The sequence below is a fragment of the Natronorubrum marinum genome (genome assembly GCF_052040125.1).
Classification (GTDB): Archaea; Halobacteriota; Halobacteria; order Halobacteriales; family Natrialbaceae; genus Natronorubrum.
This window is the reverse complement of record NZ_JBPPFV010000002.1, coordinates 1,156,367-1,170,669: the sequence shown is the minus strand read 5'-3', so window position 1 is coordinate 1,170,669 and position 14,303 is coordinate 1,156,367. Positions and strand designations below refer to the sequence as shown.

General features: G+C 66.2%; 13 protein-coding genes. 7 read left to right on the top strand and 6 right to left on the bottom strand.

Annotated elements, in window-relative coordinates; translation table 11 throughout:
• Positions 1–1,317, top strand: coding sequence for an NAD(P)/FAD-dependent oxidoreductase (locus ACSFC5_RS15515; RefSeq protein ID WP_440766138.1), 1,317 nt, complete (start codon positions 1–3; stop codon positions 1,315–1,317).
• Between the two features lie 99 nt (positions 1,318–1,416).
• On the opposite strand, the gene ACSFC5_RS15510 is transcribed toward ACSFC5_RS15515, so the two are convergent.
• The 4 genes from ACSFC5_RS15510 to ACSFC5_RS15495 all read right to left on the bottom strand — a co-directional run bounded on the left by ACSFC5_RS15510 (position 1,417) and on the right by ACSFC5_RS15495 (position 3,624).
• Complete coding sequence (locus ACSFC5_RS15510; protein ID WP_175529272.1) at positions 1,417–1,569, bottom strand: C2H2-type zinc finger protein; 153 nt, start codon at positions 1,567–1,569, stop codon at positions 1,417–1,419.
• Positions 1,570–1,703: 134 nt separating this feature from the next.
• Positions 1,704–1,961, bottom strand: coding sequence for a hypothetical protein (locus ACSFC5_RS15505; RefSeq protein ID WP_440766137.1), 258 nt, complete (start codon positions 1,959–1,961; stop codon positions 1,704–1,706).
• A gap of 97 nt (positions 1,962–2,058) precedes the next feature.
• A complete protein-coding gene (locus ACSFC5_RS15500; protein WP_440766136.1) occupies positions 2,059–2,304 on the bottom strand; it encodes a DUF7511 domain-containing protein in 246 nt (81 codons plus the stop codon).
• 12 nt (positions 2,305–2,316) lie between these two features.
• Entirely contained in the window at positions 2,317–3,624 is a 1,308-nt protein-coding gene (locus tag ACSFC5_RS15495) for a GTP-binding protein (protein WP_440766135.1), read from the bottom strand.
• 133 nt (positions 3,625–3,757) lie between these two features.
• On the opposite strand from ACSFC5_RS15495, the gene ACSFC5_RS15490 reads away from it, so the two are divergent.
• On the top strand, positions 3,758–5,479 hold the full coding sequence (locus ACSFC5_RS15490) for a nucleoside recognition domain-containing protein (RefSeq protein ID WP_440766134.1): 1,722 nt from the start codon (positions 3,758–3,760) through the stop codon (positions 5,477–5,479).
• A 6-nt stretch (positions 5,480–5,485) separates the two neighbouring features.
• On the opposite strand, the gene ACSFC5_RS15485 is transcribed toward ACSFC5_RS15490, so the two are convergent.
• Positions 5,486–5,830: an SHOCT domain-containing protein gene (locus ACSFC5_RS15485; RefSeq protein ID WP_440766133.1), complete on the bottom strand. Its 345-nt coding sequence runs from the start codon at positions 5,828–5,830 to the stop codon at positions 5,486–5,488.
• Positions 5,831–6,001: 171 nt separating this feature from the next.
• On the opposite strand from ACSFC5_RS15485, the gene ACSFC5_RS15480 reads away from it, so the two are divergent.
• From ACSFC5_RS15480 to ACSFC5_RS15460, 5 genes are all read left to right on the top strand, one after another.
• Entirely contained in the window at positions 6,002–7,213 is a 1,212-nt protein-coding gene (locus ACSFC5_RS15480; protein WP_440766132.1) for an FAD/NAD(P)-binding protein, read from the top strand.
• A gap of 106 nt (positions 7,214–7,319) precedes the next feature.
• Positions 7,320–8,588, top strand: a complete 1,269-nt coding sequence (locus tag ACSFC5_RS15475; RefSeq protein WP_440766131.1) for an MFS transporter — start codon at positions 7,320–7,322, stop codon at positions 8,586–8,588.
• Between the two features lie 117 nt (positions 8,589–8,705).
• Positions 8,706–8,957: a phosphoribosylformylglycinamidine synthase subunit PurS gene (gene purS / locus ACSFC5_RS15470; RefSeq protein WP_006088971.1), complete on the top strand. Its 252-nt coding sequence runs from the start codon at positions 8,706–8,708 to the stop codon at positions 8,955–8,957.
• Positions 8,958–9,016: 59 nt separating this feature from the next.
• Entirely contained in the window at positions 9,017–9,712 is a 696-nt protein-coding gene (gene purQ, locus ACSFC5_RS15465; protein ID WP_440766130.1) for a phosphoribosylformylglycinamidine synthase I, read from the top strand.
• Positions 9,713–9,851: 139 nt separating this feature from the next.
• Entirely contained in the window at positions 9,852–13,118 is a 3,267-nt protein-coding gene (locus ACSFC5_RS15460) for a PAS domain S-box protein (RefSeq protein ID WP_440766129.1), read from the top strand.
• Positions 13,119–13,185: 67 nt separating this feature from the next.
• Here the strand turns inward: ACSFC5_RS15460 and ACSFC5_RS15455 are convergent, their stop codons facing one another.
• Positions 13,186–14,286 (bottom strand): archaeosine biosynthesis radical SAM protein RaSEA, encoded by a 1,101-nt coding sequence (locus ACSFC5_RS15455; RefSeq protein WP_440766128.1) that lies wholly within the window; start codon positions 14,284–14,286, stop codon positions 13,186–13,188.
• Between the last annotated feature and the right edge of the window lie 17 nt (positions 14,287–14,303).

Here is a 14,303-nt window from a genome sequence, read left to right as displayed (position 1 = left end):
ATGACGCTCTCACGACCGATCGACGTTGCGATCGTCGGTGCCGGGCCCGCAGGAATCGGGACTGCAGTGGCACTCGAGCGCCTCGATCTCGAGTACGCCGTCCTCGAGCGCGACCGTATCGGTTCCTCGTTCCGACAATGGCCTGACGAGATGCGGCTCCTGACGCCGTCGTTCCCGGCCAACGCCTTCGGCGTGCGCGACCTGAACGCGATCACGCTCGACACCTCGCCCGCGCTCGCGCTGAATCGCGAGCACCCGACCGGGGATCAGTACGCCGACTACCTCGAGGCGGTCGCGGAGTTTCACGAGCTCCCGATCGAGACCGGCGTCGACGTCGAGGCCGTCGTTCCCGACGGGTCGGCGGACGAGCAACGCGAAGACGAACGCGATGGGACCGTCGACTCGAACCGGGATGGGTTCACGCTCGAGACCAGCGAGGGGCTCGTTAGCGCGCGGTACGTCGTCTGGGCTGCGGGCCAGTACCAGTATCCCTCGAGCGGGTCGATTCCGGGCGCGTCCCACGCGGTCCACGTCTCGACGATCGATTCCTGGGCGGCCTACGCCGAGCGACGGTCGACCGGTGCCGACAGTGCCCGTCTCGATTCCAACGCCGAGACGGGGTCGGACCGACCGTCGTCGCCGGTCGCGGCCGACGGCGCCGGCGTCGCGACCCCCGCCGCGGACGACGTCGCGATCGTCGGCGGGGCCGAAAGCGGCATCGACGCCGCGCTCGGACTGGCCGACACCGGGCTCTCCGTCACCGTGCTGGACGACGACGGCCCGTGGCAGTATCGCAGCCCCGACCCCAGCGAGGTGCTCTCGCCCCGGACGATGGAACGACTCGAGGCGGCCCTCGAGGCCGGCCGACCGATAGATCTCGTCACCGACGCGCGCGTCGAACGGATCGAACGGGAGGCGGCGGAGTCCGATATCGATGTCGACAGCGACGGCTACGCCGTCGTCACCGAGGACGGCGATCGGATTCACTCGAGTACGCCGCCAATCCTCGCGACAGGATTCGAGGGGAGTCTCGCGCTCGCCGACGACCGGTTCGCGTTCGACGACCGCGGATTCCCCGACCTCACCGACCGCGACGAATCGACCGAGACGCCGGGGCTGTTTCTCGTCGGTCCGCAGGTCGCTCACAACGGCCAGCAGTTCTGCTTCATCTACAAGTTCCGCCAGCGGTTCGCCGTCGTCGCCGAAACCGTCGGCGAGCGCCTCGGCATCGACACCGAACCGCTCGAGGCCTACCGCGAGAAGCAGATGCTCTTAGATGACCTCGAGTGCTGTGAGCCGGAGTACTGCGACTGCTGAGCGATCGGCGGTTCGAGGTCGAGGCGCTCCTCGGTACGGTTCCGACGTTCGCGGAAAATCGAGGAGAAGGTTACCGAAGTCGCCGTGTGCGGTCGCTCGTCAGTGCGTGGCGTGGATGTGTTCGCGGAGTTCGTCGGTCTCGTCGAACGAATCGTCACAGACGGCGCAGGTGTTGTGATGAAGCGCGACGTGCTGAGTGACGCCTGCCGCGGACTTGAACGAGTCGTCGCAGGTCGAACAGGTGTAGGACATGGGCAGTACCGACTGACGACGCACAGCTACAAAAAGGGCGAGCGATACAGTGCCGGCACCGATCGAACGTGCGACGACGTCGATCGGCGGGCCGTCGGTTCCTGCCGACCGGACGGGCTCCGAGGGCCGCTACCCTAGCGGAGGTCGGCCGCTCGGCGGCGCAGCGACGGATTGATCGCCGTCTCTTCGGCAAGTTCCTCGAGTTCGTCGGTCGCGTTGCACTCCGCGAGCCCCTCGAGCGCCCGTCGCCGGAAGCTGGCGCGGAGGCCTCCCATCTGGACGATTATCGAGAGGTTCGTCCGTTCGTTCTCGTCGATCAGTCGGTCGATCGCGTCGTGTCGTTCGGTGTGGTGGACGGCCGGTTTGACGGCCGTCTGGAATGCGTTTGACATTGAATTTGGGTGGTCGTTGTTGGTGTCGGTTGATCGGCGATCGGTGCGGATCGAGTCTCGAACTGCGTGGTGGCAGTTCGATCACGGCTTCGGTCGGTTACCGAACGTCGTCTCGAGAGACGAACGCCGAGCCGTTCGCCCTGATCCACGTCTCCTCGATCGAACCGGCCGTCACCGCCGAGTAGATGGTGCAGACGTCCGGCCGGTGGTCGTTGCGTTCGACGTAGGCACGGTAGCACGGCGAAACGTCGCCGCCGTCCGACTGCGGACCGAGCGTCGGCGTCGAGTCGGTTTCTGTATCCGAGTCGGCGTTCGTCTCCGAATCGGAGTTTCCGTCGGTCATCGTGGGGTCGTCTTAGTCCGCAATGCCCAGTTCCTCCGTGGCGTCGTGGTCGCGGTCGTGTTCGTGCTCGTCGTCCGTCTCCGCTCCCGTGGCTGCCTCACCGTCCGGCGCTTCCTCCGGCGGCTCGAACGTCGGGAAGCGATCCTCGAGCGTCGACGGGTCGGCGCCGCGTTCCGCCTCGGTGATCAGGCAATCGGCGAGGTCGCTCCGCAGCGACTCGTGGTCCATCTCGGTGCCGATCACGACGAGTCGGCTGTTGCGGTCGCCCCACTGGTCGTGCCACACCGCCTCGAGTTCGGGACTGTCCTCAAGCTGCTCGCGGCGCTCCTCGGCCGGGAGCGAGTCGATCCACCGCCCGCCGGGACCGACCCGAATCGACTGGCCGGCGACGTTGAACGTGAAGGCGTCGTCCTCGCGGCCGAGAGTCCAAAAATGTCCTTTCGCGCGCACGACCGCGTCGGGGAACTCGTCGAGCAGGTCGGCGAATCGCTCCGGGTGGAACGGCCGCCGGGCCTCGAAGACGAACGAGGTGACGCCGTGTTCCTCCTCGGCCGAGGCGTGGGGCTGCTCGAGTTCCCGGATCCAGCCGGCGGATTGGCTGGCCGCTTCGAAGTCGAATCGGTCGGTGTCGACGATCCGGTCGGGCTCGACCCGGCCGTGTTCGGTGCGGACGATCTCGGCGCGAGGCTGGAGCACCTCGAGCGTCGCTTCGATCTCCTCGAGCGTGTCGTCGTCGACGAGGTCGCACTTGTTCAACAGGAGGACGTCGCAGAACTCCACCTGTTCGACGACGAGATCCCCGAGGTGTTTCTCGGTGCCGTCGTCGTCGAGCAGTTCGTCGGACTGCATCGCGGCCCGAAACTGGTGGGCGTCGACGACCGTGACCGTCGTGTCGAGGTGACAGCCCTCGAGCGGTTCGATGCCGGTCTCCTCGTAGAACTCGGTCGGGTCGAGGTCGGCCTGATCGAAGCCCAGCGTCAGGGTCTGTGCGACGGGCAACGGCTCCGCGACGCCGGTCGACTCGACGACGATGCCGTCGAACTCGTGCTCACGGGAAAGTTCGCCGATGGCGTCGAGCAGATCCCCGCGCAGTTCACAGCAGATACAGCCGTTCGAGAGTTCGATCAGCTCTTTGTCTTCGTCGGCGATGTCCGAGGACTCGGCGACGAGTTCGGCGTCCACGTTTACCTCGCCCATGTCGTTGACGAGTACGGCGAGCTCTCGATCGCCGCTCTCGCTGAGCACGTGGTTCAGGACGGTCGTCTTACCGGCGCCGAGGATCCCGGACAGTACCGTAACGGGAATCGAGTTGTCGGGCATTCGGTTAACAATGTGGACTCCGATCTAATAGTAGTTATTATTCTATCCGATAGAATTATTAAAACGGCGCGGTGATACCCGGGCGAGAATGCACCGAAGATCACGCGCCGTCGGAAACGGGGAACAGCGCTGAATGACCGACGCGGACCGCGAACGGGTCGTGCTTATCGGGAAGGAGAGCGTCGGGAAATCGGCGCTCGCGGCGGGGCTTACGGGCGCAGCCCCGGCCGACGAGAACGTCGGCGGGTCGACGGTCTCGAGCGAAGTCTACCGAACCGACGATTTCGAGATCGTCGACACTCCCGGAATCACGCTCGAGGCGGATACCGAGACGACGCGGGAGGCCCTGGACAGCCTCGAGCGGGCCGAAACGGTCGTGCTCGTCGTCCCGGCGACCGATCTCGATCGGGATCTCGACGATCTCCTCCCGCTCGTGGAGGGGCGAGTGGGTGCGGTGGTCGTCACGCACTGGGATCGAATTGGGGCGGTCGACGAGGCCCGGGGGGTGATCGCGGACCTCGAGTCCGACCTCGCCGTCCCCGTAATGCCCGTCGACGCGAGAGCCCTCGACCGCGTCGCGGCGGACGGCGGGATCCGAACGGAGACCGACGGCGCGGCGGTCGACTACTCGGCGCTAGCGGCCGACGGCCGCAACGTGCTGGCTGTGATTCGACACACAAGTGGTCTTTCTGCTCCTTTTGCTGGCAGCGAACTGCCCGGCGAAACCGGCGTTCGAACGGGGTGGCAGCTCGAGCCACCCGCACGGATCTTCGAGCGGCCGATTCTCGGCCCGGTCGTGAGCGCGCTCGTGCTCCTGGCTCCCGCCGCCGTGGCCGTCTGGTTCGCAAACACCGTCGCAGGGGAACTCGACCCGGTCGTGGGGGGCGCACTCGAGCCCGCGATCGGCTGGACGGAAACGCTACCGGGGCCGCTCGCGGCCGTGTTAGGCGGGGAATACGGCCTGCTCTCGATGGGGCCGTTCCTGTTCGTCTGGGCGCTGCCGACGATGCTCATCTTCGCGCTCTTTATGGGCGCGTACTCGGCCAGCGGGCTCACGATGCGGGTGACGACCGCGCTCCACCCGGTCATGCGCCGGGTCGGGCTCACCGGCCGGGACCTCGTCCGCGTCGTCATGGGATTCGGCTGCAACGTGCCCGCGGTGACGAGCACCCGAGGCTGTTCGGACTGCACCCGCTGTACGACCATCTCCGCGATTTCCTTCGGCTCGGCGTGCTCCTACCAGTTCCCCGCCACGCTCGCCGTCTTCGCCGCCGTGGGGATGCCGTGGCTCGTCGGCCCCTACCTCTTCGTGCTCGTCGCGACGACGCTGCTCTACGTCCGGTTGATCGCCCCGATCGAGGCCCGAACCACCGCCCTCGCGGTCGACCGCCGAACCTTCCTCGAGTGGCCCCGCCCCCGCGCGATCTGGCGGGAGGCCCGTCGGTCGCTCGAGAGCTTCGTCACGACGGCGCTCCCCGTCTTCGCCGTGATCTGCGTCGCCGCCGCGTTGCTCGAGTATCTCGGGGCGCTCGAGCGACTCGGCGTCGTTCTCGAGCCGGCGATGGCCCTCTTCGCCCTTCCCGCGGAAACGGCCCTGCCGGTCGTCTTCGCCGCGATTCGAAAGGACGGTATCGCGCTCCTCACGGCGGAATCGGCCGGCGTCGCCGCGCTCTCGCCGGTCGGGGTGCTGGTCGCCGTCTACCTCGCCGGCGTCCTGTTGCCCTGTCTCGTCACCGCGATCACGGTCGCACGGGAGGTCTCGACCCGGTTCGTCGCGACGATGCTCGCCCGGCAGGCCGCCGCCGCGATCGGGTTCGCGCTCGTCATCGCGTGGGGCGGGCGTCTGCTGGTCTGATCCCAACTACGATCCCGACGAGCGCTCGAGTTCGCGGTCGGCCTCGGTTTCGGCTTCCTGCGCGGATGGCGTCGCGGTGCCCTCCTCGAGGTAGCGTTCGACGTCCGCGACCGTCTCCGTCTCGAGGAGCCCCGCGAGCCGACGCTCGAACTCCGCGTCGGATAGCTCGCCGTCGACCGCCTCGGCGAGTTCCCTGAGCAGGTCGCCGCCGAACAGCAGGCCGACGAATGCCAGAATAATCGCGACCGAGGAGTTGATTACCATGAGCGCGACGAACGTCGCCAGTACGGCGACGATGACGACGGCTACCGACGGCGTGAGTCCTCGAACGAGTGGTCGGCTTTCGGTCATACGATCGTGTTCGTGAAGGAACACAAAAAGTCCCCCTCCGGGGCGAGATGCCGAATTCAGCCCCCGGAACCGATCGTCGCAGTCCTCTCGTGAGTAGCAATACACCAATCACCGATAGCAGCTATTAATAATACGGAGGAGTAAAGTAATAACTCGGCATACCGTCTCTCGATGCTCGAGTGTGTCATCGTCGGCGGCGGGATCCACGGCACGTACTGCTGTCAGCGACTGCTCGAGGAGACCGACCTCGAACGCGACGACCTCCTGATCGTCGATCCACACGCCCGACTGCTCGAGTCGTTCCGGCAGAAGGCCCGCGCGTGCGAGATGGACGAACTGCGGTCGACGTTCGTCCACCACGTCGGCACCGAGCCGTTCGGTCTCGAGAGCTTCGCCGAGGGACGGGACCGGACGGACGAACTTCGGCCGACGCCCGGCTATCCGCGCCGGCCGACGCTGTCGCTGTTTCTCGACTACGCGGAGTACGTGATCGACCGCGCCGACCTCGAGGCACTTCATCGACGGGCGGCCGTCGAGTCGATTCGACGATCAGCGGACGGGACGGACTCGCTCGTCCTCGAGACGGCCGATTCTCGCCTTCGGACCCAAACCTGTGTGCTGGCGATCGGTCACGGTGGCCGGTACCGGACCCCGCCGTGGGCCGCCGGCGTCGACGCGCTCACCCACGTTTGGGACGGCTTCGACCCCGAGACGCCTGCCGACGACACTGTCGTCGTCGGCGGCGGGATCACGGCTGCCCAGCTCGCGACCTGTCTCGCCGAACGCGAGCGCGAACCGGTCACGCTCTGTGCGAGACGCGACTTCGAGGCGGCAGCCATCGAGGCCGCCCCCCGATGGATCAACTGGAATCACATCGGTCGTCACCTCCACCGACACCCGCCCGGCTCGCGCGAGAGATACGAAACCATCCGCGAGGCGCGCAACGACGCGACGGTCCCGCCGACGCTCCTCGAGCGCCTCGAGACGGCCGTCGACGACGGCTCGCTGTCGATCCGCTACGGCGACGTTCGCTCCGCCCGCGCAGTCGACGGTCGGGTTCGCCTCCTGCTCGAGGACGGCGGCTGTCTCTCCGCGGAGCGCGGTGTCCTGGCGACGGGCTTCGCCCCCGTCTTCGAGCATCCGTTCGTCGACCGCATCGCGACCGACCTCGACCTCGAGCGCGGCTACCGCGGTATGCCGGTACTGGACGACGAGACGCTCGCGTGGGGCGAGTCCGGCGGTGATCGGTCGCCACTGTTCGTCACGGGCGCGCTGGCGGCCGGCACCGTCGGCCCGTTCGCTGGCAATATCGCCGGTGCACGGCGAGCGGCCGATCGGATCACGCGTGCCGTCGCGGAGCGTCGGTCTCGCGTTCCGGCCTGACGAACTGAGGATGTCGAACTGACGAAATCCCCCCTCGAAAATCGAAACAAGCGGCAAAATTGTACGGTTCGTGGACGACTATTGTCCGAACCCGGAACCGTACCGTATGTCAACTGCCACCAACCCGCTACAGGCTCGACTTCTCGAGTCAGACGTCTACTACGGGTGGTTCGTCGTCGTCGGCTGTTTCGCCCTGTCGCTGATGACGGCCGGGACGATGTTCTCCTTCAGCGTCTTTCTCAGCCCGGTTCTCGAGGCATTCGATCAGAGCTACGCGAACACCTCGTTGGTGTTCAGCATCCAGTCGCTCGTCACGTTCAGCGGGGCCGCCGTACTCGGGTTCGCGATCGACCGCTACGGACTGCAGCGACTGCTGGTCCTCGCCGCGGCGCTGATCTGTGTCGGACTGCTCGGCGCGAGTCAGTCGCCGTCGTTCTACTGGGTGCTCGCCTCCTACAGCGTCGTCGCCGCGGCGGGGATGGGAATCACGTTCGTTGTCGCGTACACGACGCCGCCGCGGTGGTTCGAGCGGCGTCGAAGCCTGGCGACCGGCGTCGCCGTGTCGGGGTGGGGCGTCGGAATCCTCGCGATGCCGCCGTTCGTGGAGGTGCTCATCGGCACGCTCGGCTGGCAGGGAACCTACCTCGCCCTCGCGGCCATGTTCTTCGTCGCGCTCGTCATCGCCGTCGTCCTGCTCGCGGACCGACCGTCCGCGGTCGGCGCCGACACCACCGACGAGTTCGAGGTGCCCCCGACGGCCGACGGCGGCGAACTGCGCTCGATGCGCGCACAGATCGATACGGCGCTCTCGACGGTGAAGACGCCGCTGTTCGGCGTCGTATTCGCAGCCATGCTGTTGATGTTCGTTCCGGCCAACGCCGTCCTGGTCTACCTCGTCGACTTCGCCGACGCGGCCGGCGTGACCCGACGGATCGGCGTCATCGCGCTCAGCGTCGTCGGCGGCATGAACGTCGTCGCCAAGTTCACCGCCGGCTGGGCCGCCGACGCCATCGGAACGGATCGGATGATGGCCGTCTGCGTCGTCCTGATGTGCGTCCCATTGCTGCTGCTCGTCGCCGTTCCGACGTCCGCGTCCGTGCTCGTGCTCTCCGGCATCTTCGGCTTCGGCTACGGCGGGACCGCCGCGCTCATGTCCCCGCTGCTCGCGAACCTCTTCGGGACGGGAGACCTCAGCACGCTGTTCGGCGTGACGGCCATCGGATTCGCCGTCGCCGGTACCCTCGTCCCCTACGGCGTCGGTCTAGGAATCGATCAGTTCGGCGGCTACGCGGTGCCGTTCGTCGGCGCCGCCGTCGTCGGACTGGTCTCCGCCGCGCTCTTTCTCGCGGTCAGAGTCGCTCGAACGGACGTCTGACTGTCCATCGACCGTCGAACCGCCGCGCCGTCGGCCCGTTCCGCCGAAATATTCACGAACGTGTATCACAGCGCAAACCCGAAAGCGTTTTTGAGCACGGTTACGGGGTTTCAGGTGATGACCGCCTACACCGCGACGGTGACCGTTCGACTCAAACACGGCGTGCTCGACCCCGAGGCCGAAACCACGAAACAGGCCCTCGAGCGCCTGGGCTTCGATCTCGAGGGGCTGCGCTCGGCGGACCGTTTCGAGGTCGACCTCGAGGCCGAGTCGGCCGACGCCGCGAGCGAGCGCGCGAGCGAGATGGCCGAACGCCTGCTGGCGAACCCGACCATCCACGACTACGACGTGGAGGTCGACGAGCGGTAGATGACCGTTTCGCTTTCACTGATCGAAACCGCCGGTCGCAACGCCGCGGGGTGGCGACTGTGACGGTTTCGATCATCAGATTCGGCGGCTCGAACTGCGATCGGGACGCCGAGCGCGCCCTCGCGCACCTCGGAATCGACGCCGAGATCGTCTGGCACGAGGACGGCCTGCCCGCGGAGACGTCCGGAATCGTCCTGCCTGGCGGCTTCTCCTACGGCGACTACCTGCGCGCCGGCGCGATGGCGGCGCGGTCGCCGATCATGAACGAAGTCCGCGAGGCGGCGGCCGACGGCACGCCCGTCCTCGGCGTCTGCAACGGCGCGCAGGTCGGCTGCGAGTCGGGGCTGACCGAGGGGGCGTTCACGACGAACGAAAGCGCCCGCTTCCAGTGTGAACACGTCTTCCTCCGCGTCGAGCGCGACGACACGCCCTGGACTGCGGCCTACGAGACCGGCGACGTTATCGAGGTGCCCATCGCCCACGGTGAGGGGCGCTACGAGGTCGACGACGATCGGTTGGCCGAACTCGAGGACGAGGGGCGAGTCCTCTTTCGCTACTGCGACGAAGACGGCGAGACTGGGCCGGACGCGAACCCGAACGGCTCGAAACACAACGTCGCGGGCGTCCTCGGCGAGCGCGAGCACGTCGCGGTGTTGATGCCCCATCCCGAACGGGCGACGCTGCCCGACGTCGGCGGCACCGACGGGCAGGGGATCCTTCGCGGCTTCGAAACGGTCGCGGCTGGCGTCGAATAGCTGACTGAAACGTTCTCTCTTGCGAACTCTCGGGACGATTCGGACCGGCTGTCCGACGACTCAGTTTCTGAGTCGAGTTGAAGAGTAATTACGTGGCGGTTCCTTGACGAGCACGAACCCTGTTGGAGGGGATGGGTGTATGGAATCAGATACGCGTCTCGTGTACGCCGACCCCGCTGCGAGCGACGACGTCGTTCAGGGGCTCCGCGACGTCGCGAAGAGTGTCACCGTCGTCGAAACTGCGGCCGGCTGTTTTGCACAGCTCTCGAGTGCCGATTGCGTCGTTCTGACGTCGGACGTACCCGATACTGACCTCGTCGACTGCTGTGTGCGATTCAGAGAGCACAGTCCTGCTACCCCTATCGTGGTCTTTCCCGCCGGCGGGAGCGAAGCGCTCGCCGGCGAGTTGATCGCCGCCGGTGTGGACGGTTACGTTCCGCAGTCGGAGGGAGTCGACCTCCTCATCGCACGAATTGGGGACTTGCTCGAGCGGTCGGAGACTACGACTGACGCGGACGCCGCGTCCCCTACCCGTTCCGACGCCGACAGCCGCGCCCATCCCGGCGGTTACGCCACACTCGAGACGGACGCCGACGCCGCGACACCGACGATCACCCCCGATGCGCCGGCGACGAACGTCCCGGAGACGGACTCCGCGGATCGGCTTCCGCTGCTCGTCGAACAGTCGCCGTTCGCGATCATCGAGTGGACCCTCGAGTTCGAGGTCGCGTCCTGGAACCCCGCTGCAACGGCGCTGTTCGGCTACACGGCGACGGACGCTCACGGCGAACACGGGCTCGAGTTGCTCGTTCCTGAATCGGACCGAGAAATGGTGGCCGACCACTGGAACCAGTTGCTCGCCGGGGACGGCCCCGCCAACGGCGGCTGGCAGACCTCACAAAACGTCTGCAAGGACGGCTCGCAACTCACCTGTGAGTGGTACACTGCGCCGATATTCGACGACGGAGACGTCGTCGGGATCCGCTCGTTCACCCAGGACGTCACCGCCGAGCGCAAACGCGCGAACGCCCTCGAGGCGCTTCAGGAGACGACACACGAACTGATGCGTGCCGAGTCGGTCGACGAAATCGCGTCGATCGTGATGGACGCGACCGAGCACATCCTCGATCGGTCGCTCGCCGCGCTCCGCTTCTACGACGACGATAGTGGGACGCTCGAACTCGTCGCGGGAACGTCAGATCTCAAGTCTAATACCGGCGATATCACCAGAATCAGCCCCGGGAACGACACCCTCTGGCAGACCTACAGCGACGGCGACCCGGTCATCCTCGACGACGCCTCGCGAGAGAACGTTCCCTACGACATCGATATCGGGTTCGGGAACGCCATCGTCCACCCGCTCGGCGATCACGGGTTGTTGTCCGTCGCCTCCTCCGGTGACGACGAACTCGAACTCACCGAGATTCACCTCGTTCACGTCCTCGCCGCAACGGCCGAAGCGGCGCTCGATCGTGCGGTGCGCGATCGGGAACTCGAGCAGACGAAAACGATCGTCGAAACGATCGGCGACAGCGTCTACGCGCTCGACAGGGACGGCGTCTTCATCACGGTCAACGATAGATTGACCGAGGCGACGGGCTACGACCGAGACGAACTCGTCGGCGAACACGTCTCGACGGCCCTCACCGACGAGAGCGTCGAACGCGGCCGCAAGCGGATTCGGGCGCTCGTCTCGGCCGACGAGCATCGAGTCGCGACCTACGAGATCACGCTGGTGACGCGCGACGGCGACCGCGTCCCGTGTGAAGTCAGTATGACGCTGCTCCAGGACGACGGCGTCCTCGAGGGCTCTGCTGGGGTCGTCCGCGACGTCAGCGAGCGTAAACGCATGGAACGGGAACTCGTCGACCACAAAGCGAAGATCGAGCGACTGCACGAGGTTGCCTCGCGGCTCGACGACTGCGAGAGCACGGTGGAGATCGCCGAACTCACCGTCGAGGCGGCCGCGGACGTCCTCGAGTTCGACGTCTGCGTCGTCGACCGCGCCGAGGGAGACTACCTCGTCAAGGAAGCCGTCACGTCGTCGCTCGACGGCGACTTTCACCGGCGTATCGGCGTGGACGAGGGGATCGCCGGCATGACCTACCGAACCGGAGAGACCTACCGATTCGACGACATCCAATCGGTTCCCGCCGCCGAGCCGGGGGCCGAGGAGTTTCGCTCGGTGGTGTCGGTGCCGATCAACGGCTGGGGCGTCTTCCAGACGGTCTCGACCGAGGTCGGTGCGTTCACGCAAGAGGACGAGGATCTGGCGGAGCTGCTGCTCTCTCATGTGACCGACGCGCTCGAGCGACTCACGTTCGAGGAACAGCTCCGGACCGAGCGCGACCGATTCGCCGCACTCTTCGAGAACGTTCCCGACGCCGTCGTCAGCGCACGCCAGACCGACGGTGACACGATCGTCGAATCGGTCAACCCGGCGTTCGAACACGTCTTCGGGTACGAGGAGTCGTCGCTCGTCGACGAACCGTTACACCAGTTTATCGTCCCCGCCGACAGGAAATCCGAAGCCGAAGCGATCACGCAACGCAGCAGTCGGGGTGAAATCGTCGAGGCGGAGGTCAAACGTCGAACCGTCGACGGCTTGCGCGATTTCATGCTCCGAGCCGTTCCCGTCGAGATGAACGAGTCTTCGAGCGGTACGTTCGGCGTCTACACCGACATCACCGATCGGAAACAACGCCAGAAACGCGTCGAAATCCTGAACCGCGTGCTGCGACACGACATGCGAAACGGGATGAACATCATCGACGGCTGTGCGGAAATGCTCGCCGAGGCCGTCGACGACGACGACGTCGAGTACGCGACGACGATCCAGGAGCGAGCGGGCGAACTCATCGGACTCGCCGAGCAAACCCGCGCCGTCGAACGCGTCCTCGAGCGCGAATCGATGACCGCGGGACCGATCGACGTCGCTAACGCCGTCGCCGAGGCGACCGCGCGACTCGAGAGCGCCTATCCCGACGTCGAACTCACCAGTTCGATCCCCGATCGAACGTTCGCGCGGACCGACGAGTCGCTCCAGACGGCGCTGTTCCAGATCCTCGAGAACGCCGTCGAGCACAACGACACGTCGTCGCCGACGATCGACATCTCGGTCTGCGACCGGACGGACAACGGGATGCTGGCGATCTCCGTCGCCGACGACGGTCCCGGGATGCCAGACGAAGAGCGCGAACTGCTCCAGGGCGACCGGGAGATCACGCAACTCCGCCACACCAGCGGGCTCGGTCTCTGGCTGGTCAACCTCGTCGTCACCCAGTCGGGCGGTCAACTCTCATTCGAGTCGAACGAACCGCGAGGAACCGTCGTCAGGATCGAGGTTCCACAGGCCGACACCGAACTCGTCCAGTCGACGGGTGACAGTACGGCGACCGGCGATTGACGAGTCGAGAACGAAGCGAGACGCGTCGGATCGGGTTCTGGGTCGGTGAGATCGTGGGGCGTCGTCGTTATCGAGTCAGCGGCTGATTGAAACTTCGTTCGCGCTCCATAACGGTCTTCCAGGTCAGTTCACACTCGCAGGAAACCTGTTCGAAGACGCTGGGGTCCTGTCGGAGGTCGAAGTCCTTGATCGCCTTCTGGACGAGGTCGTCACACTCCGTGCAGTTGTGCGGCCCGCGATCGGAGCCGTGACCGACGGGGTCGGAGACGACGATGGCGTCGATATCTGCGGTCTCCTCGAGGACGTGAGCCACCGACCAGAGCCACGGCGGCCGGTAGCCGTCGTTGAAGTAGAGTTCGTCGACCATCGTGTACCGCTGGACGTTACACGGGTTCATCGAAACGGTGTGACAGCCGGAGACGTCGGCACAGCGCTCGATGGAGGAGATCATGTCTTCGACCGCTTCGGACTCCGTGAGAAACGGCGGCTTCATCAGCAGGTAAGCCTTGATCCCCGCGTCGGCGTCGCTTCCCGCCGCTTCGTCGGCCGCAGCGGCTTCCGCGCAGGCGTCCTCGAAATCCGCGAAGTCGAAATACTTGTTCACGCAGTCGTGGCGGACGCGGTCGGTCGCCGTCTCGAGGCCGATCGCGATGTCCGTGTCGATGCCGTGGCCCGCGAAGTCGGCGATCTTCTCGCGGTCGACGAAGTCGGGGAGGGACTCGAGGACGATGCGCTCCCGATCCGCGAAGGTTTCGCCGATCGCTTTCCGGGTCTCGGCGCCGACTTCGCGCTCGTCGAGAAAGGAGCCGGAGGTGTAGATTTTGATGAGGTCGGCGGGCTCGTCGGCGTTCTCGGCTTCGTGTGCGAGACAGATGTCGATCTGGTCCATCAGCGCCTCGTGGGAGACGCTGCCGCCATCGACGCTCTCGGCGACGTAGCCGCACATCGTACAGCCGCCGGCGCGGGCCCAGCGGCAGCCGCCGGTGTTGAGAATGATCGTCAGACTCGTCTTGACGCCGCCGGGGGTGTTGTCCTCGTCGAGCCAGACGCGGGTCGGCTCGTGGGGGTCGTAGCTCGCCTCCTTGCGCGAGCGAATCTCCCGCATGACCTGATTGTGGGCGTCCATGCCCTTGCCCTGCTCGTAGACGTCGGGCGTGGGTTTACTCATTATCAGGGGCAAGCAGC

Bases quoted from the DNA above. Each gene is read 5' to 3' on its own strand.
- ACSFC5_RS15515 (WP_440766138.1), top strand. From the start codon at position 1: ATGACGCTCTCACGACCGATCGACGTTGCGATCGTCGGTGCCGGGCCC.
- ACSFC5_RS15510 (WP_175529272.1), bottom strand. From the start codon at position 1,569: ATGTCCTACACCTGTTCGACCTGCGACGACTCGTTCAAGTCCGCGGCA.
- ACSFC5_RS15505 (WP_440766137.1), bottom strand. From the start codon at position 1,961: ATGTCAAACGCATTCCAGACGGCCGTCAAACCGGCCGTCCACCACACC.
- ACSFC5_RS15500 (WP_440766136.1), bottom strand. From the start codon at position 2,304: ATGACCGACGGAAACTCCGATTCGGAGACGAACGCCGACTCGGATACA.
- ACSFC5_RS15495 (WP_440766135.1), bottom strand. From the start codon at position 3,624: ATGCCCGACAACTCGATTCCCGTTACGGTACTGTCCGGGATCCTCGGC.
- ACSFC5_RS15490 (WP_440766134.1), top strand. From the start codon at position 3,758: ATGACCGACGCGGACCGCGAACGGGTCGTGCTTATCGGGAAGGAGAGC.
- ACSFC5_RS15485 (WP_440766133.1), bottom strand. From the start codon at position 5,830: ATGACCGAAAGCCGACCACTCGTTCGAGGACTCACGCCGTCGGTAGCC.
- ACSFC5_RS15480 (WP_440766132.1), top strand. From the start codon at position 6,002: ATGCTCGAGTGTGTCATCGTCGGCGGCGGGATCCACGGCACGTACTGC.
- ACSFC5_RS15475 (WP_440766131.1), top strand. From the start codon at position 7,320: ATGTCAACTGCCACCAACCCGCTACAGGCTCGACTTCTCGAGTCAGAC.
- purS (WP_006088971.1), top strand. From the start codon at position 8,706: ATGACCGCCTACACCGCGACGGTGACCGTTCGACTCAAACACGGCGTG.
- ACSFC5_RS15460 (WP_440766129.1), top strand. From the start codon at position 9,852: ATGGAATCAGATACGCGTCTCGTGTACGCCGACCCCGCTGCGAGCGAC.
- ACSFC5_RS15455 (WP_440766128.1), bottom strand. From the start codon at position 14,286: ATGAGTAAACCCACGCCCGACGTCTACGAGCAGGGCAAGGGCATGGAC.